This window comes from Burkholderia sp. AU17457 (assembly GCF_002223255.1).
Classification (GTDB): Bacteria; Pseudomonadota; Gammaproteobacteria; order Burkholderiales; family Burkholderiaceae; genus Burkholderia; species Burkholderia sola.
On record NZ_NKFB01000006.1, the window covers coordinates 444,847 to 460,597 of the forward strand.

Sequence of the window (15,751 nt, forward strand, 5' to 3'; positions counted from 1 at the left end):
ACAGGGGGCCTGCTTCATGGCAAAGTTTTTTATCGATCGCCCGATCTTCGCGTGGGTGATCGCGATCGTGCTGATGCTGGCCGGCGTCGCGTCGATCTTCACGCTGCCGATCGCGCAGTATCCGACGATCGCGCCGCCGGCCGTGCAGATCACCGCGAACTATCCGGGCGCTTCCGCGAAGACGGTGGAAGACACGGTGACGCAGGTGATCGAGCAGCAGATGAGCGGTCTCGACCACTTCCTGTACATGTCGTCGACGAGCGACGACTCGGGCAATGCGACGATCACGTTGACCTTCGCGCCGGGCACGAACCCGGACATCGCGCAGGTGCAGGTGCAGAACAAGCTGTCGCTCGCGACGCCGAACCTGCCGCAGGTCGTGCAGCAGCTCGGCATGTCGGTGACGAAGTCGAGCAGCAGCTTCCTGCTGTGGATTGCGTTCAACTCCGAAGACGGCAGCATGTCGAAGGACGACCTGACGAACTACGTCGCGTCGCACGTCCTCGATTCGATCAGCCGCATCAACGGCGTCGGCCAGACACTGCTGCTCGGTTCGCAATATGCGATGCGCGTGTGGCTCGATGCGACGAAGCTGACGAACTACGGCCTCACGCCGTCCGACGTGACGGCCGCGATCAGCGCGCAGAACGTGCAGGTCGCGGGCGGCCAGATCGGCGGCACGCCGGCGAAACCGGGCACCGTGCTGCAGGCGACCATCACCGAGGCGACGCTGCTGCGCACCCCCGAGCAGTTCGGCAACATCCTGCTGAAGGTCAACCAGGACGGTTCGCAAGTGCGCGTCAAGGATGTCGCCAGGGTATCCCTGGGGACGGAAAACTATAACTTCGACACGAAGTACATGGGGCAACCCACGGCCGGGCTCGGCATCCAGCTCGCGACCGGCGCCAACGCGCTGGCGACCGTGAGTGCGATCCAGGCGAAGGTGGCCGAGCTGTCGCGATACTTCCCGCGCGGGCTGGTCGTCCACTATCCGTTCGATACGACGCCGTTCGTGCGCCTGTCGATCGAGGAGGTGGTCAAGACGCTGCTCGAAGGCATCGTGCTGGTGTTCCTCGTGATGTATCTGTTCCTGCAGAATCTGCGGGCGACGATCATCCCGACGATCGCGGTGCCGGTCGTGCTGCTCGGCACGTTCGCGATCATGGCAGCCGTCGGCTTCTCGATCAACACGCTGTCGATGTTCGGCCTCGTGCTCGCGATCGGCCTGCTGGTCGACGACGCGATCGTGGTGGTGGAGAACGTCGAGCGCGTGATGGTCGAGGAAGGCCTGTCGCCGAAGGAGGCGACCAGGAAGGCGATGGGCCAGATCACCGGCGCACTCGTCGGCGTGGCGCTCGTGCTGTCGGCGGTGTTCGTGCCGGTGGCGTTCTCCGGCGGCTCGGTCGGCGCGATCTATCGTCAGTTCTCGCTGACGGTCGTGTCGGCGATGGTGCTGTCGGTGCTGGTCGCGCTGATCCTGACGCCGGCACTGTGCGCGACGATCCTGAAGCCGATCCCGAAGGGCCACCACGAAGAGAAGAAGGGCTTCTTCGGCTGGTTCAACCGGACCTTCGACAAGAGCCGCGATCGGTACCACGTCGGCGTGCAACACGTGATCAAGCGCTCGGGCCGCTGGCTCGTGATCTATCTCGCCGTGCTCGTCGCGGTCGGCCTGCTGTTCCTGCGTCTGCCGAAGTCGTTCCTGCCCGATGAAGACCAGGGCTACATGTTCGTGATCGTGCAGACGCCGTCCGGCTCGACGCAGGAAACGACCGGCAAGACGCTCGACAACATCAACGCGTACCTGACCACCGCGGAGAAGGACGTGGTCGACTCGGTGTTCACGATCAACGGCTTCAGCTTCGCGGGTCGCGGCCAGAACTCGGGTCTCGTGTTCGTGAAGCTGAAGGACTTCTCGGCGCGCCGGCGTTCGGACCAGAAGGTGCAGGCGCTGCTGCGAAGGACCGCCGCGCATTATGCGAAGTACAAGGATGCGATGGTGATTCCGTTCAACCCGCCGTCGATTCGGGAACTCGGCAACGCGTCCGGCTTCGACTTCGAGCTGACGGACAACGCCGGTCTTGGCCACGACGCGCTGATGGCGGCACGCAACCAGCTGCTCGGGATGGCGTCGAGGGACCCCCTGCTCGCGCTGGTGCGCCCGAATGGCCTGAACGACACGCCACAGTACAAGGTGGACATCGACCGCGAGAAGGCGGATGCGCTCGGCGTGACGCCGGATGCAATCGACCAGACGTTCTCGATCGCGTGGGCGTCGAAGTACGTGAACAACTTCCTCGACACCGACAGCCGGATCAAGAAGGTGTACGTGCAGGCCGACGCGCCGTTCCGGATGACGCCGGACGACCTGAACGTCTGGTACGTGCGCAACGGGTCGGGCGGGATGGTGCCGTTCAGTGCGTTCGCGACCGGCCGCTGGACCTACGGTTCGCCGAAGCTGGAGCGCTACAACGGCGTCTCGTCGTTCGAGATCCAGGGGCAGGCCGCGGAAGGCAAGTCGACCGGCCAGGCGATGGCCGCGATGGAAACGCTCGCGAAGAAGCTGCCGGAAGGCGTCGGCTATGCGTGGACGGGTCTGTCGTTCCAGGAAATCCAGTCGGGCTCGCAGGCGCCGATCCTGTACGCGATCTCGATCCTCGTCGTGTTCCTGTGTCTCGCGGCGCTGTATGAAAGCTGGTCGATTCCGTTCTCGGTGATCATGGTCGTGCCGCTCGGCGTGGTCGGCGCGTTGCTCGCGACGACGCTGCGCGGCCTCGAGAACGACGTGTTCTTCCAGGTTGGCCTGCTGACCACCGTGGGCTTGTCCGCGAAGAACGCGATCCTGATCGTCGAGTTCGCGCGCGAGCTACAGGTCGCGGAGAAGATGGGGCCGATCGAGGCCGCGCTGGAAGCGGCGCGCCTGCGGCTGCGTCCGATCATGATGACGTCGCTCGCGTTCATTCTCGGCGTGCTGCCGCTCGCGATCAGCAACGGCGCGGGTTCGGCCAGCCAGCACGCGATCGGCACGGGTGTGATCGGCGGGATGATCACCGCGACGTTCCTCGCGATTTTCATGATCCCGATGTTCTTCGTGAAGGTACGCCAGATCTTCAGCGGTGAGCAGGAAGATGCCGATCTCGCCCTGCGGCTCGCACAGGCGCATTCGCGTCACGAAGAGCGACCGCACGACGACGAAGACGCCGGCAACAACGGACAGTGATGATGCAAAAACACACTTTGAGTGCAAGTGCGATCGCATTTGCCACCGCGCTCTTCGCCACGGGCTGCACGATGGCGCCGCATTACCAGCGGCCGGCTGCGCCTGTTGCACAGGCGTTTCCGTCCGGCGGCGCATACGCGACGCAGCCGACCGCGAAGGCCGGCGCGCGCAGCGCGAACGGCCAGGCGGCGACTGCCATCGGCTGGCGCGAGTTCTTCGTCGATCCGCGCCTGCAGCGGCTGATCGAGATCGCGCTGAAAAACAATCGCGACCTGCGCGTATCGGTGCTGAACATCGAGGCGGCGCGCGCGCAGTACCAGATCACGCGCGCGGACTTGTTTCCGACGCTCGACGCGGTGGGCACCGGCAATCGCCAGCGGCTGCCGAACGCGCTGACGGCTGTCCCGGGACGCAACATCACGACGACCTACAACGTCGGGCCGCAGGCGTCATGGGAGCTCGACCTGTTCGGCCGGATCCAGAGCCTGAAGGAGCAGGCGCTCGCGCAATACCTCGCGACCGCGCAGGCCCGCAAGGCATCGGAGATCGCGCTGGTGTCGCAGGTGGCGGAGCAGTACCTGACGGTGCTGTCGACCGACGACCTGCTGAAGGTGACGGACGATACGCTGAGGACCGCACAGGCGTCGTACGACCTGACGAAGCTGAAGTTCGACAACGGCACGGGCTCCGAGCTCGACCTGCGCCAGGCGCAGACGATCGTCGAGACGGCGCTTGCGAACCGGCAGGCGCAGGCGCGCGCCCGCGCGCAGGCGGTGAACGCGCTGGTGCTGCTGATCGGCGAGCCGCTGCCGGGCGATCTGCCGGCCGGCATGCCGCTCGATGCGCAAGACTTCATGACCGACATCCCGGCCGGGTTGCCGTCGGACCTGCTGACGCGCCGTCCGGACATCATGGAAGCGGAGCAGAACCTGCGCGCAGCCAACGCGAACATCGGCGCGGCGCGCGCGGCGTTCTTCCCGCGCATCTCGCTGACGGCCGCGTTCGGCACCGCGAGCCCGACGCTGGGCGGCCTGTTCAAGGCAGGCACGGCGGCGTGGTCGTTCGCGCCGAACATCGCGCTGCCGATCTTCGAGGGCGGCGCGAACCTTGCGAATCTCGATCTTGCGCACGTGCAGAAGCGCATCGAGATCGCCAACTACGAGAAGGCGATCCAGTCGGCGTTCCGCGAAGTGTCGGACGGGCTTGCCGCACGCGGCACGTACGATCAGCAGATCGCGGCGCTGGAGCGCAACGAGCACGCGCAACAGCGTCGCTTTGACTTGTCGGACCTGCGTTACAAGAACGGTGTGGACAGCTACCTGACGGTGCTGACCGCGCAGACGGACCTGTACACGGCGCAGACGTCGCTGATCAGCGCACGCCTGGCGCGCTGGACGAACCTGGTCGATCTGTACCGCGCGCTCGGCGGCGGGTGGATCCAGCGCGCCGGCGAAGCGCCGCGCCCGGCCGACCAGCCGATCGACGACGGCAAGGCGGCCGTACCGTTCGCATCGGCCACGGCGGCGCGCGCGAACTGACCGCGAGCATGACGAAAATGGTTCGCAAGACCAAGGAAGCGGCGCGCTTGACCCGGGAAGCCATTCTCGACGCGAGCGAGCGCCTTTTCGATGCATGCGGCTATGGCGCCGTGTCGCTCGAGGACATTGCCGAGGCGGCCGGAGTCACGCGCGGCGCGGTGTATTGGCACTTCAGGGACAAGAGCGATTTGCTGCTGGCGCTCTTTGTCCGGGTGCGGGAGTCGTTTCGCGACCAGTTGGCGGCACTTGCGCGGCGCGGCAGCCGGCGCGGGAGCATCCAGGCGTTCTGCCGCCTGTTGTTGTCGGGCGGCGCGCGCTGCGCCGAAGCGAAGGCGATCCGCCGACCCGGCGGCAAGCTGCTCCCGCACGACGAGATTTTCCTTGCCGAGCCGTTGACGGCGCATCTCGCGATCGAGCTGTTTCAGGAGATGCATGAGACGCTCGTCGCGATCCTGAACAAACCCGGCGACGCCGACGAAAACGGCGCGACAGTATCGGTGGGCGAAACCGAAACCGACGCCTATTTTCTCCAGGCATTGCTGGTGGGGCACGCGCGTCTGTGCGCATTTCATGCGGCGCCGCGCAAGATGGGCGACGCCACCGCGCGGATCGTCGGGCGCGGCATCGAAGCGGTCTGCACGCGCGCTCGCGCCGCGAATCGGGGCGGCGCGATGCCGATAGCCTGACCGCGGGCGGCGCGCCGGGCCGCCGACACGCAGGTCAGGCGACGATGGCGCGCCGCAGCCGCAGCACGGCATCCTGCATGTTGCCCGGCAGCGTCGCGCCAAAACCGATCACGAGCCCGGCCTCGCCGCCGCCGCGGTAGTGCGCAGACAGCGGCGGCGTCTGCAGTCCGAGCGCCGCCGCAGCTTTCCATACCGCGAGATCCGCGTCCGGTGCGGCCGCGCCACGCAGCTTCGCGACGAGATGCAGGCCGGCATCGGGCGCGTCTCCCCAATCGAGCACGTCCGCGCAATGGCATTCGAGCGCGGCCAGCAGCGCGTCCCGACGCTCCGCATAAAGCATCCGCATGCGGCGCAGGTGCGTCGCGAAATGCCCTTCGCCGATGAATTCCGCGAGCGTGACCTGCAACGGCGTCGGCGATTGCCGGTCAACCAGTGCGCGGGCATGCGCAAAAGCCCCGGCGAGCCCCGGCGGGGCGATCAGGAAGCCGATCCTCAAGCCGGGCGCCAGGACCTTCGCGAACGTGCCGACGTAGATCACGCGATTCGCGGCCGATTGTCGGCCGAGCGCGCGCAGCGGGTGCAGCGGCCGCCCGGCGTAGCGGTAGTCGCCGTCGCAATCGTCCTCGACGATCCAGGCGTCCGTACGCTCGGCCCAGTCCAGCAGCGCGAGCCGGCGCCGCAGGCTCATCGTCACGCCGAGCGGGTACTGATGCGACGGCGTCACTACCGCGAGGCGCGCGTCCGCGGCCAGCCGTGCACCGGCCTCGACGTCGAGGCCCTCCGCGTCGACCGGCACCGGCACCGCACGTGCGCCCGCGCTTTCGACCGCACTGTGTCCCGCGACGAATCCCGGGTTCTCGATCCACACCGTGTCGCCCGCGTCGATCAGCAGGCGCGCGGCCAGCGCGATCGCGTGCTGCGAGCCGGACGTGATCACCACGTCGTCGGCATCGCACGGCAGGCCGCGCGTCACGCCCAGATGTTCGGCGATCGCCTCGCGCAGCGGGCGGTATCCGGCCGGATCGGCGTAGCCGAGCTGGTCGGCGGTCGGCCGGCTGCGCCAGAAACGGGCGGACAGGCGAGTCCACGTGTCGTACGGGAACGCATCGAACGCGGGGGTGCCCGGCGCGAGCAGGCCCGGCCCGCGCGGCACCGGCGTGACCGGCAGCCCGGCCAGGCGGCGGCCTCGCTCGGACAGCACCGGGTACGCATCGCCGCCCGCGGAGGTCACGGACAGCGGCGCCGTGGCGGCGGGCGGCGCCAGATCTTCCGGCAACACGTCCGGCACGTAGATGCCGGAGCCGCGCTGCCCGCGCGCATAGCCCTCCGCGATGAGCCTGTCGTACGCCAGCACGACGGTCTGCCTCGACACGCCCAGTTCGGCCGCGAACGATCGCGTCGACGGCAGGCGCGCGCCCGGACGCAGGTGACCGCGCAGCACCGCCTCGCGCAGGTGCCGGGCGATCTGCTCCTGAAACGGCAGCGCCGCGGCGGGATCGACAGCGAAAGCGCCCCAGACGGGTGGGGTGGCGCGTTTGCTCATGGCCTGAAAGTGGAGTGATCCGGTTTCCGAAAGTGGGCTTAGATAATAGTGCCACCTGTTGCTATCGTGCAAACCATGTCATTCCTTTACCGATTACGCGCATGACTCTCGAAGCGTCTTCCCTGCGCCGCGGCCTTGCGCTCGCGTCGCTCTATACAGGCGTATTCCTGCCGCCGCTGGATTACTTCATCGTCAATCTGGCGCTGCCTGCGATTCACGTCGGCCTGAAAGCCAGCGACGCGCAGATCCAGTTCACGGTCTCCGCCTACGCGCTCGCCTATGCCGTCGTCCTGATCACCGGCGGGCGCCTCGGCGATCTGTACGGACGCCGGCGAATCTTCATGATCGGCATGGCAGCCTTCGTCGTGGCATCGGCGCTGTGCGGCATGGCGACGAGCGGCGAGGTGCTGGTCGCGAGCCGCGTCGTGCAGGGCATCAGCGCGGCGCTGATCACGCCGCAGGTCCTCGCGTCGATCCGCACCGTCTTTCCGGTGCAGATGCAGCCGCGCCTGATGGGCCTCTACGGGTTCGTGTTCGGGCTCGCGTCGGTGGCAGGGCAGGTCGGCGGCGGCGCGCTGATCGATCTGCATCCCTGGGGACTCGACTGGCGCGTGGTATTTCTCGTGAACGTGCCGATCGGCATGCTCGCGCTGGCGGGAACCTGGCGATATCTGCCCGAGAGCCGCGCGGAGCGCGGCGCGCGCATCGACGTCCCGGGCATGGTCGCGCTGACCGTTGCGCTGATGCTGCTGATCTATCCGCTGACCGTCGGCCGCGAACTGCACTGGCCCGCATGGACGTTCTGGAGTCTCGGCCTGTGCATACCGGCGTTCGTTGCGTTCATCGGGATCGAGCGTCGGGTTGCGCGGCAGGCGCGCGATCCGCTCGTCGATGTGGCAGTGTTGAGCCAGCCGGTCGTGGCAATCGGCTTGCTGCTCGCGTTCCTCTTCTACAGCATCGCGGCGTTCTTTCTCACCTATGGCATCTACCTGCAGGAGGGGCTCGGCTGGACCCCGCTGCAATCGGGCCTCGGCCTCGCTCCCTACGGTGCCGGCTATCTGCTCGGGCCGCTCGCGACGCCATGGCTCGCCCGCCGCATCGGCGAGGGCCTGATGCCGCTCGGGTTCGGTTGCCTCGCCGGCGGCTTCGGGCTCTGCGCACTGCAACTGGGCCACGGCGCGCCGGAACTGCCGTTTTATATCGGTATCCTGATTGCCGGGACTGGACAAGGGTTGGCGCTGCCGTCGCTGCAGCGGATCGTGCTGGCGGACGTAGATGCGCGCCATGCCGGCATGACCGCCGGCGCGATCGTCGCGATGCTCTATATCGGCGCCGCTTTCGCGGCCGCCTGCATCGGCGGTGCGTTCTTCGGCGCGCTCGGCGAGGGTAGCGGCGCGGCAGCGCATGCGCACGCGATGCGCATCGGCCTCGAATGGATGCTCGTGCCGCTCGTCGCGGGGTTCCTGGTCAGCGTCTGGATGGTGCAGCGTCGCGATCGGACGACGAGCGCCGTGCGCGGCATTTGATCCGGCGCGCGGGGGCGCGGGGCGCATTTGCCCGCGTGCGGCACGGGGCGCTCACATCGTGTCCGCGACGCGATCCTTGCTGCCATACGAAGCGGCGATGACGCGCAGCGCCTGTTTCGCGCGCTCGTCCAGCGAGCCGCTGTGCAACATGACGTCGGAACTCGGCAGCGGCGGCAATCCGAACCGGGCGCCGACCTCGACGGATCCGGCCGGCGCCGCGGGCCGGGCCAGCGCTGCGACGGCCAGGCCCGCGGACACGGCGGCCGCGACCGTATTCACGCCCCCACCTACGAAGACCTCCAGCCAGGGAATGTCCGCGTCGTCGAGCGCCCGCGACGCCATCGCACGCACCCTGCACGTGGCGGGCAACGACGCAACACGCAGCGGCGTTCCCGGCTCGTAATGCAAGCTCGGCGCGGCGTACCAGCCGATCTGTTCGTTGGCGATCACGCAGCCGTCGTCGCGTCCCTCGACGCGCCGGACGATCGCGGCGTCGAGATTGCGGCCATCGAGCTCGGCGAGCAGCCGGCGGGAATTGTCGACGCGCACTTCGATCGTGAGTCCGGGATCGAACACATGAAGCATCGACAGCAATGCCGTCAATTCCGTGCCCACGAGATTGTGGCTCACGCCGAGCATCAGACGCGCGGGCGGCAGCGCCAGCCCACGCAGCGCGCGGTCATGCGCGGCGACGAATTCGCGCGCGGATTCGACGAATGCATTCCCTTCCCGCGACAGTCTCACGCTGCGCGGCGTGCGATCGAGCAACCGGTATCCCAGGCGTTCCTCGAGGCGTTTCAATTTCACGCTGACCACGCCCTGTGTCGTATCGAGAAAATCTGCCGCCTTTGTAAAGCTTTCCAATTCGGCAACCAGCAGAAATGCACGAACAGCATCGACGTCGAGTGTAGCCATGGCCAATCATCCAGAATTGTTGTGATTGAAATAATCATTTCGATATTCAACACATACTCGGGGAACTCCATAATTCTGTCAACTCGCCACACGTGAATAGCGATTCAGAACGGATATTATTGAGAGGGCCACATGAATAACTCCATCTGCGCCGGCATCCGACCGGTTTTATCGCAACCGGGCCTCTTTCGCAGCGGGTAAGCCGCCGGCGCGGGTTTGCGCCGGGCATGCCATGCGCACGCCGGCAGCCATGGCGAAGCTGGTCCGGCGACAGGGCGCAGACCGATCTTCCTTCCGGGGTCCAGCAATCGAGATCGCGTGATTCACACTGTTCCGGCACTTTGCCAGGACGGCGGGGCGCGCTTTTTGATTACATTCGTTTTTGACGAATTGCATTCAAAAAGCTTTCGAATTGCACTTGCCACTCCATCGAATATTCATGGGGGTGGATTGGTGTGGCCAGAATTTCGCCAAATTACGCATCGGATGGATTTAATCGATCAATAAGCTAGCCGGAATGTATTGACGGATTTTTGAGAATGCGACGTAACGCGATCCGACTACTTCGGTTCGATAGCCTATTGATCAATTTGCAATACCAATGATTAGCGAGGAAGCCATGAACGAGCAATACGATCCCACCGTGTTCGTCTCCCCTCCGGCACGCCTGCGGTGTGAACTGCCGGCCGATCGCGACGAGATGTGCTTCGTCGCCGAATCGCGGGATGCGATCCGCCGCATTCTGGATGGAGACGACGACCGGCTTCTCGTGATCGTTGGCCCCTGCTCGGTGCACGAGCGCACCGCTGCGCTGGACTATGCGGCGCGCCTGTCCGAGGTTCGGCGCACGCTGCATCGCGACCTGGAAATCGTGATGCGCGTCTATTTCGAGAAGCCGAGAACCTGTCTCGGCTGGAAAGGCCTGATCAACGATCCGCATCTGGACGAATCGCACGACATTGATGCAGGGCTGCGGATCGCGCGCCAGCTGATGCTGGACGTCACGTCGCTGCGTTTGCCGGTTGCCACCGAGTTCCTCGACGTCCTGAGCCAGCACTATCTTGCGGACCTCGTATCGTGGGGCGCGATCGGCGCCCGCACGACCGAATCGCAGATCCACCGTGAAATGGCGTCCGGGCTGGCCTGCCCGATCGGATTCAAGAACGGCACCGACGGCGGCCTGAAGGTTGCGATCGACGCGATCCGTTCGGCACGCAGCCGCCATCGTTTTCTCGGCGTCGATGGCGATGGCCGCTTCGTCAGGCAGTCGACGGACGGAAATGGCCACGGCCATCTGGTCCTGCGCGGCGGCAAGGTCCCCAACTCCGACGCGCAGAGCGTGGCTGCTGCCTGCGAGCTGCTGGTGGCGCACGGGCTCGCGCCCCGCGTCGTCATAGACGCGAGCCACGGCAACAGCGGCAAGCAGCACGAGAACCAGTTGCCCGTGTGCGCATCGATTGCCGCGCGCGTCGCGGCCGGCGACACCGGTGTCGCCGGCGTGATGATCGAGTCGAACCTCGTCGCCGGCAACCAGTCGCTCGGCGACAGCGCCGGGCTCGTCTACGGCCAGAGTGTGACCGATGCCTGCATCGGCTGGGACGACACGGTCACGACGCTCGAGCGGCTCGCTGCCGCGACCCGTGCTCGCCGGCGTCCGTCCGACGGCGAGTGCGCCGATCTGGCGCCCCTCTCTTCGACCGCATGATCGATGGTCACCGTCCGTCGCGTCGCTCGGCCGCCGGGCCGGGTACGCGCCCGCGGTGCGGCACAACCCGACACACTCTCTTTTCGCTCCATGGACAACCTCACGCACGCACCCCATGAACGCGAGGTCGACCGGCATCGCCGGTCGATCAACGCGATCGACCAGGAATTGCTCCGGTTGCTCAATCGCCGCAGCGAGCATGCGCAACAGATCGGCTTGTCGAAGCGGCGCGCGGGGCTCGCGATTCTGCAGCCGTTGCGAGAGCAACGGATTCTCGACGAACTCAAGCAGCTCAACCCGGGGCCGCTGCGGCCTGCGCAGATCGAACGGATCTGGGGAGAGATATTCTCCGCATCGAGGAGCCTGCAGCAGGCCGCACCGATTGCCTTCCTCGGGCCCAGCGGGACGTATAGTGAAGACGCGGTGATCCGGTTTTTCGGCGACACGGCCTTGCGCATCGGCTGCGCGACGCTCGGTGACGCATTCGACGCGGTTGCGTCGGGTGCGGCACCCAGCGCAGTCGTGCCGTTCGAGAATTCCGCACACGGCTGCATCGCGGACACGCTCGACCTGCTCGCCCGCACCGGCGTGCCCGCCAGCGGGGAAGTCGTCCTGCCGATCGTGCACTGTCTTCTGTCGCATGCGCGGGATCTGAGCGCGGTGGACTGCGTGCTCGGGCATGCACAGGCGCTCGCGCAATCCAGGAACTGGCTCGATCGCCACTTGCCCGGCGTCGAGCGACGCGCTGTCTCGAGCAACGCCGCGGCGGCGAAGGCGGCCAGCGAAAACGCCACGTACGCAGCACTCGCCGGCGAGCGCGCCGGGCAGCTATACGGCGTTGCGGTGCTGCAGCGCGCCGTTCAGGACCAGCCGTCGAATCGCACACGGTTCCTGATCATCGGCGACGCGCCGCGCGTCGCGGCGAGCAACGGCAAAACGCTGATACGGGCCGAGATCGAGCATCACGCCGGCAGCCTCGCCCGCTTGCTCGCCCCGCTGCAAGCCCACGGCGTCTCGATCGATTTCCTTGAAACGCGCCCGCTCGGCAACGATGCATGGACGTATTGCTTCTATCTCGAGCTTGCGGGCTTTCCACACGAGGCGCCGGTCGCGGCAGCGCTGGCGGAGATGACGCGACAGGCGTCGGCGGTTGCGGTGCTCGGCTCGTATGGGCGCTCGACCGCGTGCGCGGCACCCGCCGCACCGCTCCCCACCGACCCTGCCAGGGAGCGCGCGCAATGAACTGGCCCGCTGACCATGCAATGCATCGCATCAAGCGGATCTTTGCATCGCTGGACGACCGCCTGATCGTGCTGCTTCGCTGCACGCCACACGTGCTCGCGCGTCGCGACACGGTGAAGTGCCTGCACACGCTGCGCACCGCTTACGAGGACGACCTGGAAATCGTACCGTTTCTCGCGGCGAGTTGCCGGCGCACGTTGCCGGAGGCCGTCGAACGAACGCTCGGCCGCCGGGTGCGCCGCACCGGCTTCTCGCTGGCCGTCGAGCACGACGCCATGAGCGGGTCCGGCTTGCCGACCGCGTGGTGGCTGTGGGACGGCCGCGCGCCGCTGCGAATCCCGTCCGATGCGCCGCTCGTCGCGACGCTGTGTCCGCCTGCCCCCCTGCCGGAACTCGGCTGGGCACTGCCGCTCGCCGAAGGCGATTGCCTGACGGAACGCCTGGCCGCGCTCGACGACGGCGCGCTGCCGGCCGGCGGCCGGCGCGTGCTGGTCGACCTGCGCGCACACGGTGCGAGCGGCGTCGGCATGCTCCGGCATACCCGGCTGGCGGCCGAAACGATCGGCTCGCATCGCGACCTGCTGGGCGGCGCGGTGCTCGATCTGCGCGAATTGGTCGACCTGCGCATGCCGGCCCCGCCCTCATCGCGCGACGCGTGCATCCATCTCGATACTACGAAGGCGCTGCTCGACGAACTGGCGAACGTCGTTACGCACTGCCGCATCGCGACCTACACACGCGCAGGCCGATCGCTATGGCGGCGCTTGTAGTCCCCGGAGGCGGACAGGCGGACACAGATGATCCCGCTGCCGCTCCCTTTCACCTCTCGATTCACGTCTCTATCAAGGATTCGACAACATGACGACGACCAAGGCAAGGGTGAAATTCGATTCGCTCGATCCGCTGCTGCTTGCCCGCGAACTGTCGGACGACGAAAACACGTATCGCACGCGGGTGCGTGCGTTCGCGACCGACGTACTGATGCCGCGCGTGCGCAACGCGTTCCGGCATGAGCATGAGGACCGCGCGATCTTCCGCGAAATGGGCGCGCACGGCCTGTTTGGCTGCATGGTGCCCGAGCAGTACGGCGGCGAAGCGCGCAATGCCGTCTGCTACGGCATTGCCTCGCACGAAATCGAACGCGTGGATTCGGGCTACCGGTCGCTGCTGACGATCCAGGCATCGCTCGTCATCTTCCCGATCCTGCATTTTGGTTCCGACGCCCAGCGGGAGCGGTATCTGCCGAAACTCGTATCCGGCGAATGGGTCGGCTGCTTCGGGATGACCGAGGCGAACCTCGGTTCCGATCCCGGTGCGATGCAGACGCGCGCGGTCAAGGTGCCGGGTGGCTATCGCCTGAGCGGCGAGAAGAACTGGATTACGAACGCACCGATCGCGGATGTGCTGATCGTCTGGGCGAAGGCGGAGGACGGCAGCGTGCTCGGATTTATCGTCGAACGAAATGCCGTTGGGCTGTCGACGCCCGTCATCGAAGGCAAGATGGCACTGCGCGCGTCGACGACAGGCAAGATCGTGCTGGACGACGTTATGATCCCCGATGCACAGGTGCTGCCCGGAGTGAAGCGCTTGTCCGATCTCTTCAGCTGCTTGAATTCCGCACGCTATGGGATCTCCTGGGGCGCACTTGGCGCCGCAGCTGCCTGCTACGAGACCGCGCGCGATTACACGCTCGCCCGCAGCCAGTTCGGCAGGCCGCTCGCCGCCAACCAACTGATCCAGAAGAAGTTCGCCGACATGTTGACCGAAATCTCGCTCGGGATGCTCGGCTGCCTTCGTTTCGGCCGAATGACCGACGACGGCATCGCGAGCGTCGAACTGACGTCGATCCTGAAGCGCAACTCGTGCGGCAAGGCGCTGGACATCGCCCGCGTCGCGCGCGACATGCTCGGCGGCAACGGCATATCCGACGAGTACTGCGTGATCCGTCACTTGCTCAATCTCGAAGTCGTGAATACGTACGAGGGCACGCATGACATCCACGCGCTCGTGCTGGGCAAGGCGATCACCGGCCTGAGCGCATTCGCGAACTGAGCGTCTCGATCCATCCCGACTGGAGATCAACATGCACCCCATGCAAGCGCTGCTCGTCGTCGCCGAACGGATCGGTCGGGTTGCCCATCTGCAACTCAACCGGCCGACGAAGGCGAACGTACTCAACACGGAATTGATGGCGGCCCTGTCTGCTCACCTGACGCACCTCGATGGCGATGATGAAGTCAGCGTGATCGTCATCTCGGGGCATCCGAAGTTCTTCGCCGCCGGCGCGGATGTTGCCGCGATGGTCGAGCTCGACGCCGCGGACGTGGTGCGCGAACGCTTTCTCACCGGCGCGTGGGAATGCGTCGGGCGCGTACGCAAACCGGTCGTCGCCGCGGTGACGGGCTATGCGACCGGAGGCGGGTGCGAACTCGTCCAGGCCTGCGACGCCGTCATCGCGGGCGAGTCGGCGCGCTTCGGACAGCCGGAACTGGCTCTCGGCACGATTCCCGGGCTCGGCGGCACGCAACGCCTGCCGCGCTGGATCGGCAGAATGCGCGCGCTGGATTGGTGCCTGCGCGCCCGCATCGTCACGGCACGGGAAGCGCACGACGCCGGCCTCGTCACGCAGGTGGTTGCGGACGAGAACGTCGTCCCGCACGCGATCGCGTACGCCCAGGAGGTGGCGGCCCATTCGCTTCCGGCACTGATCCTGCTGAAGGAGGCGATCAACCGCACGGCCGAGATGCCCTTGTCGGCCGGCCTCGATTTCGAAAAACGCCTGTTCTACTCGACCTTCGCGTTCGAGGACAGGCGAGAAGGCATGGCCGCGTTTCTCGCGAAGCGAGCGCCCGTGTTCCGGCATGCGTGACGCACACGCCATTTCATTTTTACGAGGAGCAGGTCGAGCATCATGACGAAACGCTATTTCACTCAGCAGATCGTCGTCCGCTATTCGGACATCGATTACATGGGGCACGTCAGCAACGCAGTCTATTACCAGTACCTGCAGGACGCGTACGTGAAGTTCATGTACGGGTTGCTCGACGCACCGTTCAGCGAACGCATCTCGCAAATCACCGTGAAGACGGTATGCGAGTACGTCGATCAGGTGCGGCTCGGCGAGGTGCTGAATCTGCGCGCAAGCGTCGTCCGGTTCGGCACGCGGAGTTTCGACATCGAGTATCTGCTAGCGCGCCGGGACAACGACGAGCATGTGGTCGCACGCGGCCTGTCGACCCACGTCACGTTCGATTACGCAAACAACGTATCGATTCCGCTGCCGGGCGACCTGAAGGCGGGCGTGCTCGCCTATCAGGGCAGCCTGTAATCGCAGCCGTCGATTCGGCCGACCTGACTGGCGGTACGCCGGTGTGCG

At 66.3% G+C, this 15,751-nt stretch carries 12 protein-coding genes; 10 read left to right on the plus strand and 2 right to left on the minus strand.

Annotation, left to right across the window (positions count from 1 at the left end; all coding sequences use genetic code 11):
* The first annotated feature begins 16 nt into the window (after positions 1-16).
* From CFB49_RS28950 to CFB49_RS37110, 3 genes are read left to right on the plus strand one after another with little or no spacing between them, the layout of a single operon-like run.
* Positions 17-3,220, plus strand: a complete 3,204-nt coding sequence (locus CFB49_RS28950) for an efflux RND transporter permease subunit (RefSeq protein WP_089493020.1) — start codon at positions 17-19, stop codon at positions 3,218-3,220.
* Complete coding sequence (locus CFB49_RS28955) at positions 3,220-4,758, plus strand: efflux transporter outer membrane subunit (protein ID WP_089493021.1); 1,539 nt, start codon at positions 3,220-3,222, stop codon at positions 4,756-4,758. Before CFB49_RS28950 ends, CFB49_RS28955 begins: the two co-directional genes overlap by 1 nt.
* 17 nt (positions 4,759-4,775) lie before the next feature.
* Positions 4,776-5,444 (plus strand): TetR family transcriptional regulator, encoded by a 669-nt coding sequence (locus CFB49_RS37110; RefSeq protein ID WP_089493147.1) that lies wholly within the window; start codon positions 4,776-4,778, stop codon positions 5,442-5,444.
* Positions 5,445-5,478: 34 nt separating this feature from the next.
* On the opposite strand, the gene pdxR is transcribed toward CFB49_RS37110, so the two are convergent.
* Positions 5,479-6,987, minus strand: a complete 1,509-nt coding sequence (pdxR, locus tag CFB49_RS28965) for a MocR-like pyridoxine biosynthesis transcription factor PdxR (RefSeq protein ID WP_069617498.1) — start codon at positions 6,985-6,987, stop codon at positions 5,479-5,481.
* A gap of 14 nt (positions 6,988-7,001) precedes the next feature.
* On the opposite strand from pdxR, the gene CFB49_RS28970 reads away from it, so the two are divergent.
* Positions 7,002-8,513: an MFS transporter gene (locus tag CFB49_RS28970; RefSeq protein ID WP_143329333.1), complete on the plus strand. Its 1,512-nt coding sequence runs from the start codon at positions 7,002-7,004 to the stop codon at positions 8,511-8,513.
* Between the two features lie 51 nt (positions 8,514-8,564).
* Here CFB49_RS28970 and CFB49_RS28975 read toward each other — a convergent pair whose 3' ends face one another.
* Positions 8,565-9,428: a LysR family transcriptional regulator gene (locus tag CFB49_RS28975; RefSeq protein WP_069617500.1), complete on the minus strand. Its 864-nt coding sequence runs from the start codon at positions 9,426-9,428 to the stop codon at positions 8,565-8,567.
* A gap of 619 nt (positions 9,429-10,047) precedes the next feature.
* Here CFB49_RS28975 and CFB49_RS28980 point away from each other — a divergent pair.
* The 6 genes from CFB49_RS28980 to CFB49_RS29005 all read left to right on the plus strand — a co-directional run bounded on the left by CFB49_RS28980 (position 10,048) and on the right by CFB49_RS29005 (position 15,703).
* On the plus strand, positions 10,048-11,133 hold the full coding sequence (locus tag CFB49_RS28980) for a 3-deoxy-7-phosphoheptulonate synthase (RefSeq protein ID WP_089493023.1): 1,086 nt from the start codon (positions 10,048-10,050) through the stop codon (positions 11,131-11,133).
* Positions 11,134-11,136: 3 nt separating this feature from the next.
* Positions 11,137-12,375: a bifunctional chorismate mutase/prephenate dehydratase gene (locus tag CFB49_RS28985; protein ID WP_089493024.1), complete on the plus strand. Its 1,239-nt coding sequence runs from the start codon at positions 11,137-11,139 to the stop codon at positions 12,373-12,375.
* Positions 12,372-13,145, plus strand: coding sequence for a hypothetical protein (locus CFB49_RS28990; RefSeq protein WP_124504656.1), 774 nt, complete (start codon positions 12,372-12,374; stop codon positions 13,143-13,145). Before CFB49_RS28985 ends, CFB49_RS28990 begins: the two co-directional genes overlap by 4 nt.
* 88 nt (positions 13,146-13,233) lie before the next feature.
* The gene (locus CFB49_RS28995; RefSeq protein ID WP_069617504.1) at positions 13,234-14,427 is read left to right on the plus strand and encodes an acyl-CoA dehydrogenase family protein; all 1,194 of its coding nucleotides are present in this window, start codon (positions 13,234-13,236) and stop codon (positions 14,425-14,427) included.
* Between the two features lie 40 nt (positions 14,428-14,467).
* A complete protein-coding gene (locus tag CFB49_RS29000) occupies positions 14,468-15,244 on the plus strand; it encodes an enoyl-CoA hydratase-related protein (RefSeq protein ID WP_089437391.1) in 777 nt (258 codons plus the stop codon).
* Between the two features lie 42 nt (positions 15,245-15,286).
* Positions 15,287-15,703: an acyl-CoA thioesterase gene (locus CFB49_RS29005; RefSeq protein WP_069617506.1), complete on the plus strand. Its 417-nt coding sequence runs from the start codon at positions 15,287-15,289 to the stop codon at positions 15,701-15,703.
* The last annotated feature ends 48 nt before the right edge of the window (positions 15,704-15,751 follow it).

Bases quoted from the DNA above. Each gene is read 5' to 3' on its own strand.
- CFB49_RS37110 (WP_089493147.1), top strand. From the start codon at position 4,776: ATGGTTCGCAAGACCAAGGAAGCGGCGCGCTTGACCCGGGAAGCCATT.
- CFB49_RS28990 (WP_124504656.1), top strand. From the start codon at position 12,372: ATGAACTGGCCCGCTGACCATGCAATGCATCGCATCAAGCGGATCTTT.
- CFB49_RS28995 (WP_069617504.1), top strand. From the start codon at position 13,234: ATGACGACGACCAAGGCAAGGGTGAAATTCGATTCGCTCGATCCGCTG.
- CFB49_RS28950 (WP_089493020.1), top strand. From the start codon at position 17: ATGGCAAAGTTTTTTATCGATCGCCCGATCTTCGCGTGGGTGATCGCG.
- CFB49_RS28955 (WP_089493021.1), top strand. From the start codon at position 3,220: ATGATGCAAAAACACACTTTGAGTGCAAGTGCGATCGCATTTGCCACC.
- CFB49_RS29005 (WP_069617506.1), top strand. From the start codon at position 15,287: ATGACGAAACGCTATTTCACTCAGCAGATCGTCGTCCGCTATTCGGAC.
- pdxR (WP_069617498.1), bottom strand. From the start codon at position 6,987: ATGAGCAAACGCGCCACCCCACCCGTCTGGGGCGCTTTCGCTGTCGAT.
- CFB49_RS28985 (WP_089493024.1), top strand. From the start codon at position 11,137: ATGGTCACCGTCCGTCGCGTCGCTCGGCCGCCGGGCCGGGTACGCGCC.
- CFB49_RS28975 (WP_069617500.1), bottom strand. From the start codon at position 9,428: ATGGCTACACTCGACGTCGATGCTGTTCGTGCATTTCTGCTGGTTGCC.
- CFB49_RS28980 (WP_089493023.1), top strand. From the start codon at position 10,048: ATGAACGAGCAATACGATCCCACCGTGTTCGTCTCCCCTCCGGCACGC.
- CFB49_RS29000 (WP_089437391.1), top strand. From the start codon at position 14,468: ATGCAAGCGCTGCTCGTCGTCGCCGAACGGATCGGTCGGGTTGCCCAT.